Source organism: Dokdonella sp. (genome assembly GCF_019634815.1).
In the GTDB taxonomy this organism is placed as follows: Bacteria; Pseudomonadota; Gammaproteobacteria; order Xanthomonadales; family Rhodanobacteraceae; genus Dokdonella_A.
On the sequence record NZ_JAHCAP010000013.1, the window covers coordinates 23,935 to 44,764 of the forward strand.

Annotated in this window: 14 protein-coding genes; 10 read left to right on the forward strand and 4 right to left on the reverse strand. The window is 64.8% G+C overall.

The annotated features are described in order from the left end of the window. Nucleotides 1-20: 20 nt before the first annotated feature. The 4 genes from truB to KF759_RS08155 all read left to right on the forward strand — a co-directional run bounded on the left by truB (nt 21) and on the right by KF759_RS08155 (nt 4,510). Nucleotides 21-1,001 carry a tRNA pseudouridine(55) synthase TruB gene (truB, locus tag KF759_RS08140; RefSeq protein WP_291224371.1) on the forward strand — a complete coding sequence of 327 codons (981 nt, stop codon included), beginning with the start codon at nt 21-23 and terminating at the stop codon, nt 999-1,001. Nucleotides 1,002-1,551: 550 nt separating this feature from the next. Next, complete coding sequence (gene rpsO, locus KF759_RS08145; protein ID WP_291224373.1) at nt 1,552-1,821, forward strand: 30S ribosomal protein S15; 270 nt, start codon at nt 1,552-1,554, stop codon at nt 1,819-1,821. 168 nt (nt 1,822-1,989) lie between these two features. Continuing rightward, entirely contained in the window at nt 1,990-4,092 is a 2,103-nt protein-coding gene (gene pnp / locus KF759_RS08150; RefSeq protein ID WP_291224375.1) for a polyribonucleotide nucleotidyltransferase, read from the forward strand. A 115-nt stretch (nt 4,093-4,207) separates the two neighbouring features. After that, nucleotides 4,208-4,510 (forward strand): hypothetical protein, encoded by a 303-nt coding sequence (locus KF759_RS08155; RefSeq protein ID WP_291224377.1) that lies wholly within the window; start codon nt 4,208-4,210, stop codon nt 4,508-4,510. A gap of 13 nt (nt 4,511-4,523) precedes the next feature. Here KF759_RS08155 and KF759_RS08160 read toward each other — a convergent pair whose 3' ends face one another. Next, on the reverse strand, nt 4,524-4,925 hold the full coding sequence (locus KF759_RS08160; RefSeq protein WP_291224379.1) for a twin-arginine translocation signal domain-containing protein: 402 nt from the start codon (nt 4,923-4,925) through the stop codon (nt 4,524-4,526). A 151-nt stretch (nt 4,926-5,076) separates the two neighbouring features. Between KF759_RS08160 and KF759_RS08165 the strand changes: the two genes are divergently transcribed. From KF759_RS08165 to KF759_RS08185, 5 genes are read left to right on the forward strand one after another with little or no spacing between them, the layout of a single operon-like run. Next, the gene (locus tag KF759_RS08165) at nt 5,077-5,595 is read left to right on the forward strand and encodes a tail fiber protein (protein WP_291224381.1); all 519 of its coding nucleotides are present in this window, start codon (nt 5,077-5,079) and stop codon (nt 5,593-5,595) included. Nucleotides 5,596-5,604: 9 nt separating this feature from the next. Then, a complete protein-coding gene (locus tag KF759_RS08170; protein WP_291224383.1) occupies nt 5,605-6,123 on the forward strand; it encodes a tail fiber protein in 519 nt (172 codons plus the stop codon). Between the two features lie 8 nt (nt 6,124-6,131). Next, entirely contained in the window at nt 6,132-6,644 is a 513-nt protein-coding gene (locus KF759_RS08175) for a tail fiber protein (protein ID WP_291224385.1), read from the forward strand. Continuing rightward, nucleotides 6,641-7,162, forward strand: coding sequence for an N-acetyltransferase (locus KF759_RS08180; protein ID WP_291224386.1), 522 nt, complete (start codon nt 6,641-6,643; stop codon nt 7,160-7,162). The genes KF759_RS08175 and KF759_RS08180 overlap by 4 nt, the downstream gene beginning before the upstream one ends. Before the next feature lie 13 nt (nt 7,163-7,175). Then, the gene (locus KF759_RS08185) at nt 7,176-10,451 is read left to right on the forward strand and encodes a choice-of-anchor Q domain-containing protein (protein ID WP_291224388.1); all 3,276 of its coding nucleotides are present in this window, start codon (nt 7,176-7,178) and stop codon (nt 10,449-10,451) included. Between the two features lie 47 nt (nt 10,452-10,498). Here the strand turns inward: KF759_RS08185 and KF759_RS08190 are convergent, their stop codons facing one another. Beyond that, nucleotides 10,499-11,203 carry a PDZ domain-containing protein gene (locus KF759_RS08190; protein ID WP_291224390.1) on the reverse strand — a complete coding sequence of 235 codons (705 nt, stop codon included), beginning with the start codon at nt 11,201-11,203 and terminating at the stop codon, nt 10,499-10,501. A gap of 124 nt (nt 11,204-11,327) precedes the next feature. Between KF759_RS08190 and KF759_RS08195 the strand changes: the two genes are divergently transcribed. After that, nucleotides 11,328-13,100, forward strand: coding sequence for a glucan ABC transporter ATP-binding protein/ permease (locus KF759_RS08195; protein ID WP_291224392.1), 1,773 nt, complete (start codon nt 11,328-11,330; stop codon nt 13,098-13,100). An 8-nt stretch (nt 13,101-13,108) separates the two neighbouring features. Here the strand turns inward: KF759_RS08195 and pbpC are convergent, their stop codons facing one another. Together pbpC and KF759_RS08205 are read right to left on the reverse strand one after the other, a co-directional pair. Further along, entirely contained in the window at nt 13,109-15,457 is a 2,349-nt protein-coding gene (gene pbpC / locus KF759_RS08200; protein WP_291224394.1) for a penicillin-binding protein 1C, read from the reverse strand. Between the two features lie 85 nt (nt 15,458-15,542). Then, nucleotides 15,543-20,471, reverse strand: a complete 4,929-nt coding sequence (locus KF759_RS08205) for an alpha-2-macroglobulin (protein ID WP_291224396.1) — start codon at nt 20,469-20,471, stop codon at nt 15,543-15,545. Between the last annotated feature and the right edge of the window lie 359 nt (nt 20,472-20,830).

Genomic DNA, 20,830 nt, shown 5'->3' on the forward strand with positions numbered 1-20,830 from the left:
ATCCGCGGGTGCGCTGCGTGATGCCCGCTGACCGCCCGAGCAAGCGCAAACAGAAGGTGCAGACGCGTCGTCCGCCCTTGCGTGCGGTCGATGGCATCCTCTTGCTCGACAAGCCGCAGGGCCTGAGCTCAAACGCGGCCTTGCAGAAGGTGCGGCATCTGCTGCAGGCCGAAAAAGCCGGTCACACCGGCAGTCTCGATCCGCTCGCCACCGGCCTGTTGCCCTTGTGTTTTGGTGAGGCGACCAAGATTGCGGGCCTGCTGCTGGGCTCGCGCAAGGCCTACCGCACACAGGCGCGGCTGGGCGTCACCACCACCACCGACGATGCCGAGGGCGAAGTCCTGCGTCGTCGGGAAGTGCCGCCACTGGACGTGGCAACGATCGAAAGAGCGCTGGCTGCACTCACGGGGCGCATCATGCAAACGCCGCCGATCTACAGCGCGCTCAAGCAGGACGGCGTGCCGCTGTATCGGCGCGCGCGCCACGGCGAAGCGGTGGTCGCGACGCCGCGCGAAGTCGAGGTGCAGCGTTTCGAACTGCTCGAACAGCACGCTGATCGTCTCGAACTCCTGATCGAATGCGGTTCGGGTACCTATGTGCGCTCGTTGGTGCGCGATCTGGGCGAGACGCTCGGCTGCGGCGCGCATGTGACGATGCTGCGGCGGTTGTGGGTCGAACCCTTCCTCAAGCCGCAGATGCATACGCTGGAAGAGTTGACCGAACTGGCAAAGGGCGATGCGGCCGCGCTCGATGCCTTGTTGATTCCACTTGAAGCCGGGCTTGCCGGCTACCCGCAAGTTCGGCTCGATGCCGATCAGGCCACGCGCCTGCGCCAGGGGCAGGCGATCGTCTGGACAGGCGTGCCGGGACCTTGCGTGGCCCTCGACGGGCAGGGCAAGGCGGTCGCGCTGGCCGAGTGTGCGGGCGGGACCTTGCGCGCACTGCGCGGCTTCAACGCGCGGGGAAGATCCGCGCTCGCGCCTGGCGACACTCCGGTCTGACCCTGATTTTGCGGGAGCTCCGAAAGGCGCGTTTTGTAGAGTCGAGCTTGCTCGACTCGGGCGCGGGCGGGGCAGGCCGCGGGGAACGCACGGCAGCGGAGCAAGCTCCGCTCCACGACGGTGGGTTTTGTAGAGTCGAGCTTGCTCGACTCGGGCGCGGGCGGGGCAGGCCGCGGGGCGCGCACGGCAGCGGAGCAAGCTCCGGTCTACGTTGGAGGGCGGGTTGGGCCGAGGCAGCGGAGCAAGCTCCGCTCTACGTTGGATGGCGGGTTGGGCCGAGGCAGCGGAGCAAGCTCCGCTCTACGGCGGGTTGGGCCGGGGCAGCGGAGCAAGCTCCGCTCCACGACGGCGGGCTTTGTAGAGTCGAGCTTGCTCGACTCGGGCCGTGGGCTTCGTGGAGACAGGCTGGCGTGGCTCGCCCTTCGGCAGCTGCGCACATTGCAGTGCAAAAAGGGTTAGAATAGCCGGCTTCCCGCAACACCCACCCTGACGCGGATCGTGCTCTCGACAGGCCGAACCGCGCCGCATGTTCCATCAAGAGGATCCCGCCATGTCGCTTTCCGTTGAACAGACTTCCAAGATCATTGCCGACTACGGTCGCGGCGCCAAGGACACCGGTTCGCCCGAAGTCCAGGTCGCACTGCTGTCGGCGCGCATCGAGCACTTGTCCAAGCATTTCGCCAGCCACGACAAGGATCACCACTCGCGTCGCGGCCTGCTCAAGATGGTCAACCAGCGCCGCAGCCTGCTCGGTTATCTCAAGGCCAAGGATGTCGAGCGCTACAAGACGCTGATCGAGCGTCTGGGACTGCGCCGCTAATCGCGCATCAACGGCTCCGGAATCGCCAATCGCGTTCCGGGGCCGTTTGCTTTTGGCGTTCGTGCGCGAACGCCGCATGCAACACAGGGCGATCATCGCCGACCGCAATTCCGCATGAATCCAGGTCCGCTCCACGGGGAGTGTGCCTTTCAAGACAGGACAATCAACGTGGCAAAGACAACCAAGTCGTTCCAGTACGGTAAACACATGGTGACGCTGGAGACGGGTGAAGTCGCCCGCCAGGCTTCCGGCGCCGTGATGGTGTCGATGGATGGCACCGTCGTGCTGGTCACCGCGGTTGCCGCCGCCAAGGCCCGCGAAGGTCAGGACTTCTTTCCGCTCACCGTCGACTACGTCGAAAAGTTCTACTCCGCTGGTCGTATTCCGGGCGGCTTCTTCAAGCGCGAGGGCCGTCCGACCGAGAAGGAAACACTCACCAGCCGCCTCATCGATCGTCCGGTGCGTCCGCTGTTCCCCGAGGACTACAAGAACGAAGTCCAGGTCATCGCCCAGGTCGTCTCGCTCAATCCCGAGGTCGACGGCGACATCGCCGCGATGATCGGCGCCTCGGCGGCCCTCTCGCTCGCCGGCATCCCGTTCAAGGGCCCGATCGGCGCGGCTCGCGTCGGTTACGCCAATGGCCAGTACATCCTCAATCCGACCAAGTCCGATCTGGCAACTTCCGAGCTCGATCTGGTCGTCGCCGGCACCTCCAACGCCGTGCTGATGGTCGAATCCGAAGCCAAGCTGCTCAGCGAAGAGGTCATGCTCGGCGCGGTGGTGTTCGGCCACAAGTCGCTGCAGATCGTGATCAATGCGATCAACGAGTTGACCGTTGCCGCAGGCACCCAGGCTTCGACCTGGACCGCGCCGGCCAAGAACGAGGCGCTGATCGGTGCGCTCAAGGAAGCCGTGGGCAGCAAGCTCGCGCAGGCCTTCCAGATCCGCGACAAGCTGCAGCGCCGCGACGCGATCGCGGTGATCAAGCAGGACGCGCAGGTCGCGCTGGCGGGCCGCGTTGAAGCCGAAGGCTGGGCTGTGGGCGACGTCGCCAAGGAATTCGGCGAACTCGAATACCACACCCTGCGCGATGCCGTGCTCGCCACTAAGGTGCGCATCGACGGCCGCCAGCTCGACGACATCCGCCCGATCACCTGCCGCGTCGGCGTGCTGCCGCGCACGCACGGCTCGGCGCTGTTCACGCGCGGCGAGACGCAGGCGCTGGTCACGGTCACGCTGGGCACCACCCGCGATGCGCAGATCATCGACGCGCCCGAAGGCGAATCCAAGGACGCCTTCCTGTTCCATTACAACTTCCCGCCGTTCTCGGTCGGTGAGTGCGGCCGCTTCGGCGCGCCCAAGCGCCGCGAAATCGGCCACGGCCGCCTCGCCAAGCGTGGCGTGCAGGCGGTCAAGCCGACGATTGAGGCCTTCCCCTACGTGCTGCGCGTGGTTTCGGAAATCACCGAATCCAACGGCTCCTCGTCGATGGCCTCGGTGTGCGGTTCCTCGCTGGCGATGATGGACGCGGGCGTGCCGCTGTCGGCGCCGGTCGCCGGCATTGCGATGGGCCTGGTCAAGGAAGGCAACCAGTTCGTCGTGCTGTCCGACATCCTTGGTGACGAGGATCATCTGGGCGACATGGATTTCAAGGTCGCCGGTTCCGCCGCGGGCATCAGCGCGCTGCAGATGGACATCAAGATCGACGGCATCACCGAAGAGATCATGAAGGTCGCGCTGGAACAGGCCAAGCGCGGTCGCCTGCACATCCTCGGCGAAATGGGCAAGGTGATCAGCACCTCGCGCAATGAAATGAGCGAGTTCGCGCCGCGCCTGATCACGATGAAGATTCATCCGGACAAGATTCGCGAAGTCATCGGCAAGGGCGGCACCACGATCCGCTCGATCACCGAAGAGACGGGTGCGACGATCGACATCAACGATGACGGCACGGTGGTGATCGCCTCGGTCAACCGCGATGCCGGTGAAGCCGCCAAGAAGCGCATCGAGCAGATCGTTTCCGATGTCGAGCCGGGCCGCATCTACGAGGGCAAGGTCGTCAAGCTCATGGACTTCGGCGCCTTCGTCACCATCCTGCCTGGCAAGGACGGTCTCGTGCACGTCTCGCAGATTTCCAACGAGCGCGTCGAGAAGGTTTCCGACAAGCTCAAGGAAGGCGACGTGGTCAAGGTCAAGGTGCTCGAGGTCGACAAGCAGGGCCGCATCCGCCTGTCGATGAAGGCTGTCACCGAAGACGCGCCCGCGGCGTGATTCGAGCTGTGGCGCCGGCCCGCCGGCGCCACGCCCAGATTGGTCCGCCGCGTCTCGTGCGGCGGATTCCTGCAAAGATGCCCACGCTGCCGACTTGATTGCGCAATCGATGGCAATGCCCAGTTACGATGAAATGGCCATGCGTGTCGGCCAGCCATGCCGGCTGGAACGCTGCGACGGCAATGCGGCGGGCTCGCCGTATCCAGCGATCCTGCACTCGATCAGTGCACGGCGCGTGCACTCGGGCTACGAGCAGTTCTCGCTGCTCTTTCATTCCCGGCAGGATCAGCCGGAACAGCAAGCGATTCATGCCGCCACCTTCGATGACGGCATCAGCTGGGAAGTTTTTCTGGTGCCAGTGGCGCGCGTGGCAGAAGGCTATGCCTACGAAGCCTGCTTCAACCGCGCGCTCGGATGATGACGCCTGCGACTCAGGCGCTGCCGAACACGATCTGATAGGTCTTGCCGTCGCCGAGAATGGGTGACATGAAGGCTTCGAAGCTCGGACCGGCGCCTTCAAAGCGGTAGATGCCTTCGGCAATCGGCTGTCCGGGGTCACCGCGCAGGATCAGCGAAAAACCCTTCACAGGTGCATGCGCCGCGCCTGCACGGGCGCGTGATTCCGGATGTGCCACCTCGATCAGCTTGAGCGTGTTGCGCCGGCCGTTGTCGTCGACGGCGGTCAGCGAACGACCGACCAGGTTCGCGTAACGGGTGTATCCCGAATCATTGCGTGCGGAATCCGCGGCGCCCGTGGCGCGCGCACCCATCGAGACCATGACCAGGCCTGCTGCAGCGGCTTGCTGGAGAAAGCGGCGACGAGAGCTGTGCATGATGGCAATCCGCAAGGCGATGCCGGCAGTCTAGCAGCGAATTCATTCGGTGCGGATGCAAATCGAAATCAAGCCTGCTTCTTGTGTGCATCGGACATCAGGGATACGATCCGGAATCCGCGCAACATCATTCTGCAACAGGGGCAGAACCATGGATCCATTCATCGGCGAAGTGCGCATCTTCGGTTTCTATTTCGCACCCCGCAATTGGGCGCTCTGCAACGGCCAGCTCTTGCCGATCAGCCAGAATACCGCCTTGTTTTCCCTGCTCGGCACCATGTACGGCGGCAACGGAGTCCAGACCTTTGCCTTGCCCGACCTGCGCAGCCGTCTGCCCAGCGGGTTCGATTCGCAGGGCAGTGGCATGGGACCGATGCTGGGTGAGACCGGTGGAGTCGAGAGCGTGACACTCACCTCCAACCAGATGCCCGCTCATGTTCATGGAGTCAATGCTGCCGCGACGGCCGATGCCGGAACACCCGGTGCAACGGCGGTGCTGGCCTCCAGCGCGAGCGCGGTGCCCTACCGCAGCGGCGCCAGCGCAAATGTGCCGTTGGCGGCAGCGACTGTTTCACCCACAGGCGGCAATCAGCCCCATTCGAACATGCAGCCCTTTCTCACGGTCAGTTTCGCGATCGCGCTGACGGGCATTTTCCCGTCCCGAAATTGAGCACAAGCCATGTCCATACCCTTCCTTGGTGAAATCCGCCTGTTCGGCCTCAATTTCGCGCCGGTTGGATGGCAGTCCTGCGATGGCAGCTTGCTGCAGATCGCCGAATACAGTGCCTTGTTTGCCTTGCTCGGCACGACCTACGGTGGCGATGGCCAGACGACGTTCGCGGTACCCGACTTGCGCGGGCGCGCTCCGCTGCATCAGGGAACAGGGCCTGGATTGACGGGGCGTTCGCTGGGTGAGACAGGCGGCAGTGAAAGCGTGACCTTGACGGCGCAGCAGATGCCCTCGCACACGCATCCGCTCCGGGCGACCAACGCGGGAACGCGCAGCGCGGTTGCGCAGGGCAATCTGCTTGGCAGCGGCGAGGCGGACATCTACAACCGTGACACCAGCAGCGCCGTGATGCTGTCCGCGCAGCAGATTTCCGCCAGTGGTGGCTCGCAGCCGCACGAGAACATGCAGCCTTCCCTGTGCGTCAATATATGCATTGCGGTCGAAGGCATCTTCCCTTCCCAGAATTGAGAGCAGCGATGGATCCCTATCTCGGTCAGATCAGTATCGTGGGCTTCAATTTCGCCCCGCAGGGTTGGGCGTTCTGCAATGGAGCAACCCTGTCCATTGCACAGAACACCGCGCTGTTTTCCCTGCTCGGAACGCAGTTCGGCGGCAATGGCCAGACCACGTTTCAATTGCCCAATCTCATCGGGCGCGTACCGATCGGGCAGGGGCAGGGGGCTGGCTTGTCGCCTCGCAGCATCGGCGAGACGACCGGCGCGGCCAGCGTAACCCTGACTTCGAGCCAGATCCCTGCGCACACGCACCAGATGTCGGCGCAGAGCAGTCCAGGCGATCGTGCCAATGCCCAAGGCGCTTCGTTGGCACAAAGTGCCGACGCGCTGTACGCGAATTCGCCGCCGAGCGGCGCGCTTGCAGGAGACGCACTCGCGGCGGTTGGCGGTGGGCTGCCGCATGAGAATCGACAGCCCTTTTTGGGGGTGAATTTCGTCATCGCTTTGCAGGGCGTCTACCCGCAGCGACCGTGAACGCGATCACCGCCAGCGGGCAGGATGCAGAGGCAACGATCACGCTGCGTGCCTTGCATGCGAGTGACGAATCGTTCCTGCGCGGGGTTTATGCCAGCACGCGCATCGACGAGCTTGCGCCATTGGCCTGGGAGCAGGCGCAAGTCGATGCCTTCATCGACATGCAATTCCAGGCACAGTGCCAGCACTACTGGCGGCACCTCGATGTTTCGCGATTCCGGATCATCGTCTGTGACGGAATCGATGCAGGGCGCTTGTATGTCGAACGACGTGAATGCGAACTGCGCGTGGTCGATATCGCCTTGTTGCCTGCATTCCGCAATCGCGGAATCGCGACACGGCTGCTGCGGCAACTGTTCGATGAAGCCGATCAGGACGGCCTGGTGGTGAGCATCCATGTCGAGCACAGCAATCCGGCGCAGAACCTTTACTCGAGACTTGGTTTCGTCCTCCGTGGCGAAGCCGGCGAAGTCTACCGTTTGATGGAACGCATGCCGCGCGATGTCGCGGTGGCATGAACAGGGGTCAATGATGAAGCGCACAATCACGCAATCAGGTTTGCTGCTGGCCGGTCTGGTTCTGGGTGCCGGCTGGGTCCATGCAGGTGAAGTCAGCAACCTCAATGCCAGCGGGCCGGGAAGTCTGCGTGCGGTCGTCGCCAGCGGCGGGGTCGTCACCTTCGCCAGCGGTTTGAGCGGAACGATTGATCTGGGCGGCAGCGCGATCACCGTCCCGAATGGCACTTCAATTCAGGGCCCGGGCGCGAGCAGCCTCGTCGTGCAGGGCGGCAATGATCGCGCCTTCAACATCGCTGCGGGCGCCACGGTCACGATCAGCGGGCTCAGGATCAGTGGCAGCAACGTTGGTTCCGGGCTGACCGGCGGCGCGATCAAGAACGCAGGTGTGCTCACGCTGAACGACATGGCCCTGCAGGGCAACAGTGCAGGCGATGCAGGCGGCGCAATTTTCAACAGCGGGCAATTGACGATTCGTCGGAGCCTGCTTGCTGGCAACTATCTCGCCGATACAACCTGTGCCAGCGGTGGTGCGATTCGCAGCCAGGGCCCGGGATCCTCGCTCACGATCGAGAGTTCCACGATCACCACCAACGCCGCAGATTCCTGCAGTGGCGGCGGCATCGGCTTCAACAACGGCAGCGCTTCGATCACGGCCAGCACAATCACCGGCAACAGTGCCGGCGCAAGTGGTGGCAACGTCTACAAGGGCAGCAGCGCGGCCATTTTGATGCTCACGTCGAGCGTGATTGCCGACGGCAGCGCGCCGATCAATCCGGATCTGCATGGTGCCGCCGGTGGAATGACTTCGGGCGGCTACAACCTCGTGCGTAATCGTGGTGACAGCGCTGGCTATATTGCTTCCGATCTTGCCAATGGCACCGATCCACGGCTGGGAACGCTCGCCGACAATGGCGGGCCAACCTATACGCGCTTGCCACAGGCCGACAGTGTGCTGCTGGACAAGTACTCGGCCGCTTGTGTCAATTCCGACCAGCGCGGCGTGACGCGACCGCAGGGTGCGAGCTGCGACATCGGTGCGGTCGAATACCGGCTCGATCCACTCACGGTTCAGGTCGCCGGCAATGGCAAGGTTTCGGCGGGAGCCAATCCCGTTCCGGTCAGCGGTTCGATTGCGAACTGCGCGGGAACCTGCACGGCTACCTACGATGGCGAGGGCGCGACGCCGGCGAGCGTGACGCTCACCGCGACACCCGATGCAGGTTATCGACTCTCCGGCTGGGGCGGCGCTTGCAGCGGCAGCGCGCCGACGGCGGTGGTTGCGATGGGCGGAGCCCGCACCTGCACCGCGAGCTTCGAACCGGCCGTGGCAACGGTCACGCCGAGCGTGATCGGCGGTCATGGCACGATCAGTCCGGACACTGAGCAGCAGGTCAACATCGGCCAAACGCTGCAGTTCACGCTCGCGCCCGAAACGAACTATCACATCGCCAGCGTCGGCGGCAGTTGCGGCGGCTCGCTCAGTGGCAATGTCTACACCACCGCGGCGGTGAATGGCGATTGCAGCGTCGAGGCGCACTTCGCGATCGACCAGCATACGGTCACGCCGAGCGTGATCGGCGGTCATGGCACGATCAGCCCGGATACCGCGCAGCTGGTGGATCATGGCGCGACGATCCAGTTCACGCTCGCGCCCGAAACGAACTATCACGTCGCCAGCGTCGGCGGCAGTTGCGGCGGTTCGCTCAACGGCAACCTTTACACGACTGCTGTGGTGACTGGAAATTGCAGCGTCGAGGCGCACTTCACGATCGACCAGCACACGGTCACGCCGAGCGTGATCGGCGGTCATGGCACGATCAGTCCGGACACCGCGCAGCTGGTCGATCATGGCGCGACGATCCAGTTCACGCTCGCGCCCGAAACGAACTATCACGTCGCCAGCGTCGGCGGCAGTTGCGACGGTTCGCTCAGCGGCAATGTCTACACCACCGCGGCAGTGAACGCCGATTGCAGCGTCGAAGCACACTTCACGATCGACCAGCACACGGTCACGCCGAGCGTGATCGGCGGTCATGGCACGATCAGCCCGGATACCGCGCAGCTGGTCGATCACGGCGCGACGATCCAGTTCACGCTCGCAGCCGATCCGCATTACCATCTGGTCAATGTCGATGGCAGCTGCAACGGCTCGCTCAACGGCGATCTCTACACCACCGATGCGGTGACAGCCGATTGCACGGTGCAAGCGCACTTCGCGATCAACACCTACACGATTGGCGGCAGTGTGAGCGGCCTGATCGGCTCGGCGATGGTGCTCAAGCTCAACGGTGATCAGGATCTGCTCATCAGCGGCAATGGCAGCTTCACCTTTGCATCCGCGATCGATGATCTCAGTCCCTGGGCTGTCACGGTGGTGCAGCAGCCGGTGTCACCGAATCAGCGCTGCACGATCAGCAATGACAGCGGCACGCTCGATGGCGCCAATGTGAGCGATGTGCAGGTGCAGTGTGAGGCTCCGGTTCCGCATCTGGTCGTTTCAGTCACCGATTCGCGCGAGTACGCGCGCTACGGCATGCTGCTCGATTATGTCGTCACGGTGACCAATGACGGCAGTGGCGATGCCAACGGCATCACCGTCCAGGCTTTGCCCTCGGACCAGCTCGATGCCACGGCCATGACCTGGGTCTGCTATGGCGCCGATGCGACGGCCCACTGCACCGACAGCGGTTCGGGCGCGTTCAGCGACTCCGCCGTCGATCTTCCGATCGGACGCACGCTGACCTGGCTGGTTTCAGCGCCTGTGCGCAATGACGCGCCCGGGCCTGGCGCCGATTTCACGATCGAGGCCGGGGCTGGCGTCAGTGCCAGCGACAGCAACATCCTGGTGTTGCTGCGCACCGGCTTCGATGTGCCCTATGGCGATGGCGCCGAACGTGCGGGCGAAGGATCCGCCTGCCAGGCACCGCTGGCGGCCAGTGCCTTGCTCGATGCCAGTTCGACCTATGTCTTCGAATTGCCGGCAGCGGTCAGTGGACCGATCGACGTCGTGCTGGATGGTCGCGCCGCCGACGGCGGTGGCTTCCGTGTCGAACGGCTCAATCTCGGCAGTCCGCGCCTGCGTCTGGTCTCGAGTACGCGCGATGGCATCGAGACGGCAAGCGCCTGGTCTGCGCCCAAGGGCGAGTCGCTGCTGTTGGGTCTGGCCAGCGCGGCAGGGCAAAACGCCGTCTTGCTGGAAGGCGTGGAAGGTGGCCTCTCGATTCCGCTCGCCGCTGGCAGCAAACCGGCTTATCGCATCAGTCTGGCAGGTGGTCACTGCCAGCCGTGATGCGGGAATTCGCTTGGAGATGAAAAAGCGGGCTGCGGCCCGCTTTTTCATTGCGCCTTCGGCAGGGCATCGAGGCGCACGATGCGGCGCGAGGTTTCGCCGTTGCGCACAATCGTGAGCGTGAGTGCCTTGCCGACATTCGCGCGCAGCAAGGCCTCGAAAGCCGCCTTGTCGGCGATCGGTTTGCCGCCCGCGGCGGTCACGAAATCGCCGGCCAGAAGATTGGCGCGTGCTGCGGCGCTGCCCTTGATGACGCCACCGATCTGAACGCCGCTGCCGCCGAGTGACTTGCGTTCGGCGGCGGCGAGGTCGCGAAATGATGCGCCGAAGGAAAAGCGAAAGCGCACGTGGAAGTCGGCCCGCCAGACCTCGTCCACACTGGCGGCATCGGGCGCATGCACGACGACCCTTTCCGCGCCGATGGCGCGTGCCTGCGCCGCGAGTCGCGTCTCGACCTCGGCCTGGTTGTCGCGCCAGACACAACGGGCGATGCGCATGTAGCCATCTTCGAACAGGCGGCCCGGACTGGCGGTCGCCGCGCTGTCGGTTTCGATCGAAACGGCGCCCCCCGCTGCGTTGGCGCGCAGTCGCGCGACTTCGTCGGGGTGTCGATCTCGCGTGCATTGCAGGTCGCTCCCGGCAGGCTGGCTCGACGAGTCGCTTTCGCCCGGGCGCGGGCCCAGCTGCACACAGGCTCCGACAAGACTGGCGAGCGCGAGAACCAGCGGCAGGCGCAGGGGACGAGTGGGCATCGGTGCATCCTTGGTCGCGGCATGCGCAGAAGCACGAGTGTGCAACATTTCGTGTCCTTGCCGCTGCGCACGCGCTGCGCGCTCGCCATCGGCTAGCATGCGCCGCCTTCGACGTGGGGGACTCATGGGCATCCTTCGCATCTATCTGCGCGTGATCGCGCTGCTTGCTCCCGAGAAATGGCTGGCGGCAACACTTGCCGTAGCCAATCTGGCATTGGCCGGCGTGTATTTCCTCGAGCCGTGGTTGTTCGGGCGCGTCGTCGATGCCTTGTCATCGACGGACAAGCACGCAGTGTGGCGCCTGATCTGGAGTTGGGCAGGCGTCGGGCTTGGCGGCGTCATCGCGAGCGTGTGGGTGTCTCTGTACGCGGATCGCCTTGCCCATCGCCGGCGCCAGGCCGCAATCGCCTATTTTTTCGAGCACGCGATCGCCTTGCCGCTGTCTTTCCACGGCCAGCATCACACCGGTCGCCTGCTGCGCATCATGCACGGCGGCACCAGCAACCTGTTCCACTTGTGGCTGGGCTTTTTCCGCGAGCATCTCGCTACCTTGCTCGCGATTGTGGTGATGGTGCCGCTGGCGCTGCACATCAACTGGAAGCTGGCCCTGCTCATGATCACGCTGATGGCAAGCTTCGCCACCTTCAACGCGATCGCGATGCGCAAGACACACAAGGCGCAAGGCGAGGTCGAGGAATTGCACCATGCCATTTCCGAACGTGCCGGCGATGTGTTCGGCAATGTGCTGGTGGTGCAGAGCTTCACACGCCTGGCTGCCGAGGCGGCGGCGATCCGCGAGATGATGCGACGGGCGCTGGCAGCGCAGTATCCGGTGCTGCGCGGCTGGGCCTGGCTGTCGGTTGCGAACCGCGCCGCCAGCACCCTGACGATCGTGGCGATCTTCGCGCTGGGCGCCTCGCTCAACGTCAAGGGTGAGGTCACGGTGGGGAACATCGTGAGCTTCGTCGGTTTCGCGATGATGCTGATCGGCCGGCTCGAACAGTTTGCCGGTTTCATTTCCGGCTTGTTCTTCCAGGGACATTCCTTGCGCGATTTCTTCGCGGTGCTCGATGCGCCGGTGATGCGCGAGGACAACCCGGATGCGCCCGACCTGCCCGTGGTGCGCGGCGAGGTGGCGTTCGAGAACGTCTCGTTCGGCTATGACGCCACCCACCCGGCGCTCAGGAACCTCAGCTTTCGCGTGCGCGCGGGCGGCACGGTGGCGCTGGTCGGGCCGACCGGTGCGGGCAAGACCACGGCGCTCAGTCTGCTGTATCGCGCCTGGGATCCGGATGGCGGACGCATCACCATCGACGGCATCGACATCCGCAGCGTGAAGCTCGCATCCTTGCGCCGCGCGATCGCGGTGGTGTTCCAGGATCCGGGCCTGTTTTATCGCTCGATTGCCGACAACCTGCGCATCGGTGATCCCGACGCGACGCAGGAAGAGCTCGAGGCCGCCGCGCGCGCGGCCGAGGCGCATGATTTCGTGGTGGTCAAACCCGAGGGCTATGCGACTGTGGTGGCCGAGCGCGGGCGCTCGCTCTCGGGCGGTGAACGCCAGCGCCTGTCGATTGCGCGTGCAATGCTCAAGGACGCGCCGATCCTGATTCTCGACGAGGCGACCAGCGCGCTCGACAACGCCACCGAGGCGCGCGTCCAGCGTGCGCTCAACAAGCTCACCGCGCAGCGCACGACCTTCGTGATCGCGCATCGCCTGACGACGGTGCGCAATGCCGATCTCATCCTCGTGCTCAAGGACGGTGAACTGGTCGAGCAGGGACGCTACGCGGAACTCGTCGCGCAGGGCGGGCTGTTTGCCGAACTCGATGGGCAAGGGCGCTTCGTCGAGGATGCGGTCGAGGACGCGCAAGCCATGCCAGCCACGCTTGACTGAAGCCGGCTTCAGCGCAACACGCGGATCCGGACCTGTGCATAGCCGCCGCCCTTGGCGAGCGCGGTGATCGTCTGCGGGCCGGTCTCTGGAAACTTCTGTTCGAGCGTTGCGTTGGCCTGCGTGCTGCCCACCAGGCGGCCGTTGATGAGCCACAGCACCTCGTCGCGCGCGCCGAGTGCTCGCAGGCGCAGCGTGGCCGGAGTGTTGCTGTTGGGCGCGCGCGCAATCGCCGCGCCATCGGCGACGCCGTCGATGCGCAGGTTTTGCAGCGCATCCAGGCCATCGTCATCGCAATCCCTGGCCAGTGGCGGCAAGCTCGCGCGCCGGCGCAGCTCGCGCGACAACCACGGATAGGCAAGTGCGGGCCAGCGGGCGATTTCGATCGTGCGTTCGGTCTTGCGCGTGCAGGTCGCGCTCAGACGTGCGCCGCTGCGGTCATCCACGCGCAACTGCAACAGGCCCGCATGCCAGGCAAGCGCATCACGCTCGGGCAAGGTTGGTGGTATCACGCCGTCGAGTACCCAGGCAGTTTTCTTCATGTGGCACAGGTCGCTGCGCGCAGGATCAAAGGCGAGGCCGAGCGGCCAGCAGATCTCGACTTCGCTCACGCTCGCTGGCGGCGGCGAGGGCGTGGCCGATATCGCCGCACGCGGCAGGCTGTCGATCGTCTGGAACAGCAGCGGCAAGGCAGTGACGGCACCGTACTGGCCGGGCATCGGCGTGCCGTCGGGCCTGCCGATCCACACCGCGACCGTGTAGGCGCGCGTCGCGCCGACGGCCCACGCATCGCGGAAGCCGTAGCTGGTGCCGGTCTTCCACGCCACGCGCGGGCGCGCGCCGGGATCGAAGGTGCCCGGCGCATATCCGGGTCGTGGATGGGCTTCGAGGATGTCGCGCACGATCCACGCTGCGCCCGCCGACATCAGGCGGCGTTCGACCAGTGGTTCGTCGCGGTCATAGCGCACGCGGGCGGCGATACCTCCGCGATTGAACGCGCTATAGGCGCCGACCAGGTCTTCCATGCGCACACCGACACCGCCGAGAATGATCGGCAGGCTCGGCATCACCCCGCGTGGCAACTTCAGGTCGAGGCCGGCATTGGCGAGCCGTGCCACGAAGCGGCCAGGCCCGACACGATCGAGCAGGTCGACGGCAGGCACGTTGAGTGACAAACGCAAGGCCTCGGCGGCGCCGATCGGGCCGTTGTAGGCGCCGTCGAAATTGCCGGGCCGGTAATCGCCGAAGGATTGCGGCGCATCGATCAACAGGCTTTCCGAATCGATCAAGCCGTCATCGAGTGCGAGCGCATACAGAAATGGCTTTAGGGTCGAACCAGGCGAGCGGTCGGCGCGCACCATGTCGACATGCCCAAGGCGCTGTTCGTCGGCAAACACCGCCGAACCGACATAGCCACGCGCTTCGAGTGTCGTGTTGTCGACCACCAGCAAGGCCGCCGACGTGCGCGCGGGCAGGCGCGACAGGTAGTCGCCCACGCGCGCTTCGAGCATGCGCTGCAGCGAGGCATCGATCGTGGTGGTGATGCGCCGTGCCTTCGGTTGCTCCAGATGCAGGCGCTCGGCGAGCAGGGCGGCGAGCATCGGCGGATGCAGGGTGCGCGCGGCCACCGACTCGATCATTGCGTCGTGCACTTGCTCTCGGCTCCACACGCCAAGGTCGGCCATGCGCGTGAGTACCTTGTCGCGCGCGACCTGCGCCGCAGCCGGATTGCGATCCGGGCGCAGGCGGCTGGGCATCTGCGGCAGTACCGTGAGCAAGGCTGCTTCGGCGTGCGACAGACGCGATGCGGGTTTGCCCAGATAAGCCCATGAGGCCGCCTCGACCCCTTCGAGCGTGCCGCCGAACGGTGCCCGATCCAGATACAGGGTGAGGATTTCGCGCTTGGACAGATGGGCTTCGAGTTGCAGTGCGCGCAGCATCTGCAGCAACTTGCCGCCGAAGCTGTGCGGTGTGCCATCGAGGATGCGCGCGACCTGCATGGTCAGGGTGGAACCACCCGAGATCAGGCGCCGATGGCTGATCCATTGCCCGAGCGCGCGCAGCATTGCCAGGGGATTGACCCCGGGGTGTCGGTAGAACCAGCGATCCTCGTAAGTGAGCAAGGCTTCGATGTAGAGCGGAGATACGTCCTCGATGCGGACGGGATAGCGCCACACGCCATCGCGGTCGGGAAACGCGCGCAGCGGCGACCCATCGCGGGCGAGCACGACCGTGCTGCCGCTGCCCTGCGCCGGAAGGGGCAAGGGAAACAGGCGGTCGAGCACAAGCGCGAGCAGCAGCAGGATGCCGCTTGCGATCAAGAAACTTCGCAGCCAGCGGCGCAGGCGCTGCGTCTTCATCGTTGCCTCAAGCGATCGCCGTCAGATCAACTTCGCGCAGCGCCCCGCAAGATCGTGCGGGGCGCCGCCTGTCCGCCATGCGGGCTCAGGGTTCGACCACCGTGAGTGTGGCCGGCGTGCTCTTGCCGATACCGCGAATTTGCGGCCGGTACATGTCTTCGACCAGCGGCGGCGGCATCTGGAAGGTGCCCGGGCTGACTGCGCGCACGAGATAGAACACATGCGCCTTCTGCCCCTTGTGCAGATTCAGTGCTGCCACATAGCGGTCGTCGCGGAACTCCTCGTGGCGCACGTCGGCGGCCTGGGCGCGGTCGCTGATGCTGATGCCGTCGACGACCACGTCCACCCACTGCTTGGCGTCGGTGAGGTTGAAGTTCTCGATCTCCAGACCACCCGGCAACAGATCGGTGAGCAGAGCGTCGGGCATTTCCTCGCGCGCGTCGATACGCAGGCCGATGATGAGACTGTCGCCCTCCTTGAGTGGCGCCGGTTCCCACGGCTTGCCATCGAGCGTGTAAATGCTGCGCGTGATCGCCACGTACTTGTCTTCGGCTGCTGGCGCGGTGCGCGGCACGCCGGCGACGTCGATACTCGCATACAGCGGCAGGTCACCCTGCGGCATGAAGCGCGCGCCGGCGGCGAGGTCGCTGGCGCTGAAGCGATGGCTCCACAGTCGGTCCGGACTGATCTGCGTGGTGGTCGCGCCGACTGCGAGCGCGCCGGAAACGACCTTGTCGCCATCGTCGATGAGCGCCTTGCCCAGCCGCGCCACCGCGATCTGTTCCTGCGTGCTGTAGTAATGCCACTTCTGTTCGTTGCTCGAGGTGATCGAGCGCGCAAGGTCGAATACGCGGGCCTCGTATTCAGGCTTGGATAGCTGGTACCTGTGGGCAAGCGCGATCATCAGCGCGGTGTCACGCAGATCCGAACCATAGTCGCCCAGATACCACGGACGTTCGACCTTCTTGGCGAATGCTTCCTCGATCGCCTTCTGCGCGCGTGGCGCATCCCCCATGAGCTTGAGGGCAATGCCCAGGTGCACCAACGGAAGCGCGGTCAGCGACTTGCCGCGGTCGTTGTCGAACAGGGCGCGCAGCGTGCCCAGTGGTGCGCGGTTGACGCGCGCGAGCACGTATCCGGCATAGGCCTGGTTGGCAAAGCGCAGGTGTTCGCTGTGCTCGTAACCATAGAAGGTGGTGCCGCCCGAAAGCAGGTCATCATTGAGGCGCTTGAGCGCCTTCTGCAGCACCTCGTCGGGAACGAGGAAGCCGTCGTCCCGTGCGTCTTCGAGAAATTCAACCACGTAGGGCGTGATGAACTCGTTGACGTAACTGTCGCCGCCCCACATCGAGAAATTGCCGTTGGAAATCTGCATCGACGAGATGCGACCGATCGCGCCATCGACGCGGGCCTTGCGTTCGCCGTCCGGCAGGGCAGCGGTGTGCAGGTTCTGCGCAAGCTTGCTGTCGAGCAACAGGTTGCCATAGCCCTTGCTGGTGGTCTGCTCGATGCAGCCGTAGGGATAGTCGAGCAGGTTGCGCAGCACGGTCGCGAAGGGCAGTGGCGGCAGGCTCGATACGGTCAGGCGTGCGATCGCGGAGTCGGGCAGCAGGCCTTCGATCGCGCTGCTGCCGACAGTGAGCGCTTCGAGCCGGTCGAGCTGGCGCGCGTTCGAGCGCATCACGCTCGGCCAGGCCGCGCGCACGACCATTTCGAAATGACGATCGACCTTGATGTCGCCACCCGTGGCCAGCACGCGGATCTTGCCCACGCCATAGCCGTTCAAGGCCGTGAGCGGGAAGTTGAGCGTGGTCTTGGCACCGTCTTCGAGTTTGACCTTGCGCTCGCCCTGGGCGATCGACAGCGGTTTATCGGCACTGACCTTGACTGCGAATTCACGCGCATTGCCGGAGAAGTTCTGCAGATCGAGCGTGAGGCTCGACTTGTCGCCCGGCGCGAGCACGCGCGGAGTGGAAATCTCGGCGACCAACGGTGCGCGCACGATCGTTTCGGTATCGGATCCGCCGTACTGGTTCTCGCCAAACACGAGCGCGGTGACGCGCACGGTGCCGTTGAAGTCGGGCATCTTGAGCGCGACCTTGGCGTCGCCCTTGGCATCGAGTGCGACCACACCGGAGAACAAGTCGACGGTGAGCACTTTGGCGGTGGGACGGCGCGCCTGCGGCAGCGGGCCGAGTGCCATGTCGCCGCCATAGCGCAGTCGCGCGGTGGCGCCGTCAAAGCTCTCGATGATCCGCGCGTACAGATCGTAGGCGTCGACGCCGAGCGCGCGCTGGGCAAAGAACCAGGCGTTGGCATCGGGGCGCTGGAAGCGGGTGATGTTGAGGATTCCGACATCGACCGCCGATACCGTGACGTAGGCCTTCTTGCCTGCCAGCGCCGGCGCCTTGACCGTGATCGGCAGGTCGGTTTCCGGTTTCATCTGCTTGGGCGCGTCGATTGCCACGTCGATCTTGCGATCGCTGCGGTCCATCTTCACCCAGGCTTCGCCGACCGCGCGGGCCGGAGTGATCTTCTCGGCCGCCGAGCCGCCGCGGAACACCAGGGCGGTGACATAGACATCGTGGCGGTCCCAGTCCTTGGTGACCGGAATTTCGAAGGTCGCGCCGGGGCGTGCGTCGATGTTCCTGGTGTAGAGCAAGTGATCGGATTCGACCAGCAGCATGCCCGGGCCGGCCTGCGGCGGCGTCACGGTGACCTTGAGCGTGTCACCGGCGCGGTAGGAGGCCTTGTCGAGCGAGAGCTTGACCTTGTCGGGGCGTGCCTCCTTGCCGCGGTTGTCGTCGTCCCAGCTCCAGCCGGCATGGAACGGAAGGCGCATGGTCAGTTGGGTGGCCGGGTCAAACACTTCGAGACGGTAGTTGCCCCAGTCGACCGAAACGTCGAACTTCACGGCCTTGCCTGCCTCGGCGGTGATTTCGCGCTTCTCGGATTCCTCGAAGCGTTGGACGTAGTCGAAGTGCCAGCCGCTTTCCCTGTCGAAGGTCCAATGGAAGTCGCGGTATTCGCGGATCAGGGCGATGCGCAGGCCCGCGCCGGCAACGAAATTGCCCTTGGCGTCGCTGCGGATCAGCTCGAAGCCGGCACGCGAACGCGCATCGGCGCCATCCTTCATGTCAAACAGCGGGCGCACGCCAACCAGCGCTTCAGCCGGCCAGATCGTGCGCTTGAGCGTGCGCGTTACCGCGCGTCCGCCACTTTCGTGGACGCTGCCGGAAATGATCGCGGCAATCGGCGTCTTGCTCGCGGGCGCGTCGGTGAGCGGAATCTCGGCGTCCATCCGACCGTCGTCATCGAGGGTGTCGTCGATGACGTCGTCGGCCTGCTTGGGGACCTCTACGGTGGGGTCGCCGAAGTAGTAATCCTTTTGCGCATCGACCGGATGCTGATCCACCGCGAGCGTGAGGCGCGCGGTGAAACGATTGCCTGCGGCGGGCGCGCCATAGAGGTAATCGCCTTGTACGGCGAGGCGGAACGGGTCGCCCGGTTTGATCGTGTCCTGTTGGGTGGTGAGGTCAAGCTTGAGGCGTTCGGGGAGAAACTCCTCGATGCGCAGACTCATGCCCTGGGTGACCTCCTTGGCCTTCGGGTCGGTGCGGAACTCCACCTGCCAGCGACCGGTTGGCGCATCGGCCGGGATCTGCCTGGACCACTCGAAATAGTTGAGATCCTTCGGTTCGAGCCGGGCTTGGGCGTATTCGCGGCCATCAGGCTGCTTGAGCGTCACGAACAGCGGTTGTGGCTTGATCGGATTGCCATCGAAGTCGCGCAGCAGGGCGGAAAGCGCGATCGTTTCGCCAGGGCGATACAGATCGCGGTCGGACCATGCAAACACATCGAACCATGCCTGCTTGCGGCCGGCGACCGCGAAGTCGGACAGATCGAGCGCGGGTTGGTTGAACGGCAGCATCGAGACATCGCGGCCGCTGCGGCCGACCAGCACGTGCCCGCTCTTGAGCGAGTAGGCGAGTTCGGCATTGCCGTTGCCGTCGGTCTTGCCGGCCACGATGGCGTTGCCTTCGTCATTGAGGACATTCAGCTCGACGCCACCGATGGGCGCTCCGGATTTGAGCGAGGCGGCGTGGACGAACAAGGTCTTGCCGTAGCTGCGAACATGCAGGCCGATGTCGCTGACGAAGAAGAATGCGGTTTCCTTCTCGTCCTGGAAGGTCCCGGCCGGCTTCATCACCGCGAAATACAGGCCCGGTTGGGCGAGCTGCGAGACATTCTGGATCGGGATGTAGTTGAGCGCGCGCTCGTTGTCCTTGCCGGTCAGGGCGAAACGGTTGGCGTAAACCGAATCGGCAATCTCCACGATCGGCGGCGCGCTGCGACCCTCGTCATAGCGTGGATCGAGATCCCACGAGCTGCGCTTGCCGTTCTTCTGGTAGCGGGCGAAGAAGTTCGCGACTTCAGCGTCGCGCACGCGCATGAACTCGATGTCCACGTCCTTGACGTTGACCGAGACCACCGGCAGGCCGCGCGTATCGCGCGCCGGCAGCACGTTGCCCTGCGAGGCGAAAGCGGCGTTGGGTTCCATCGGGCCGCTGTAGACGTTCTTGGTCACATCGCTGCCCAATGTCTTGCCATCGGCCGCGGCAAGCTCGCCCTTGATGCGCACCGAGTAGCTGCGATCGGCCTGCACGAACGGGAACGAAAGCGTCTTGGCATCTTCGTCGAGCGACCAGCTGCCTTCGACCGCCACGTCCTTGTCGTCATGAACCGTGATCAGGGTATCGAAGGCCTGCGTGCCGACCAGCGGCTGGCTGAATTCGAGCGTGATCGCCAGTGCGCCGTTGCGCTGACCCGCCGCCGCCGAAGCCAGCGCAAAGCCTTCAACCGGTGCAGGCTTGGCCGCGGTTGCCGCCACCGGTGCGTGGCTGCCCTGGACTTCGGGCAGCTTGTCGCCCGAAGGTTTGCAGGCCGCCAGGGCAAGCGCGAACAGCAGGCAGGAAGACAATCGCAACAGCAGGCAGGACGAACGCAGATCCATCATGGATTCCCCGGCTTCTGGATGCCTGCAGTATACCCGCGGATTCATGGCAAACCCGAGGCAAACCCGCGGCGAAATAGTGGTTTGGCGTGCATGTCGATGCGGAATCCGATCACGCTGGGCGGTTGGCAGATTCTGTCGGCGCGAACCATTTGCGGCGCCGCCGTGTCGGGTTCCAGGCGGAGTCGGCAGCCATGCACCCTTGCGAGTTTTCCTACACGCGGCGTGCGGATTTCCGTCGTGTGCGTGCGGGAATTGCCGGCTCGACGATGCGCGAAGTTCCGCTGCCGCAGGGAAGGCGGCATGCCCAGACTGTAGCTGCCGACGCCAACCGGCGCGGAACCGACCAGACCAGGAGA

Excerpts from the sequence above, each read along its gene's own strand:
- truB (WP_291224371.1), top strand. The coding sequence starts at position 21 with ATGCCCGCTGACCGCCCGAGCAAGCGCAAACAGAAGGTGCAGACGCGT.
- rpsO (WP_291224373.1), top strand. The coding sequence starts at position 1,552 with ATGTCGCTTTCCGTTGAACAGACTTCCAAGATCATTGCCGACTACGGT.
- KF759_RS08155 (WP_291224377.1), top strand. The coding sequence starts at position 4,208 with ATGCCCAGTTACGATGAAATGGCCATGCGTGTCGGCCAGCCATGCCGG.
- KF759_RS08160 (WP_291224379.1), bottom strand. The coding sequence starts at position 4,925 with ATGCACAGCTCTCGTCGCCGCTTTCTCCAGCAAGCCGCTGCAGCAGGC.
- KF759_RS08165 (WP_291224381.1), top strand. The coding sequence starts at position 5,077 with ATGGATCCATTCATCGGCGAAGTGCGCATCTTCGGTTTCTATTTCGCA.
- KF759_RS08170 (WP_291224383.1), top strand. The coding sequence starts at position 5,605 with ATGTCCATACCCTTCCTTGGTGAAATCCGCCTGTTCGGCCTCAATTTC.
- KF759_RS08175 (WP_291224385.1), top strand. The coding sequence starts at position 6,132 with ATGGATCCCTATCTCGGTCAGATCAGTATCGTGGGCTTCAATTTCGCC.
- KF759_RS08185 (WP_291224388.1), top strand. The coding sequence starts at position 7,176 with ATGAAGCGCACAATCACGCAATCAGGTTTGCTGCTGGCCGGTCTGGTT.
- KF759_RS08190 (WP_291224390.1), bottom strand. The coding sequence starts at position 11,203 with ATGCCCACTCGTCCCCTGCGCCTGCCGCTGGTTCTCGCGCTCGCCAGT.
- KF759_RS08195 (WP_291224392.1), top strand. The coding sequence starts at position 11,328 with ATGGGCATCCTTCGCATCTATCTGCGCGTGATCGCGCTGCTTGCTCCC.
- pbpC (WP_291224394.1), bottom strand. The coding sequence starts at position 15,457 with ATGAAGACGCAGCGCCTGCGCCGCTGGCTGCGAAGTTTCTTGATCGCA.
- KF759_RS08205 (WP_291224396.1), bottom strand. The coding sequence starts at position 20,471 with ATGGATCTGCGTTCGTCCTGCCTGCTGTTGCGATTGTCTTCCTGCCTG.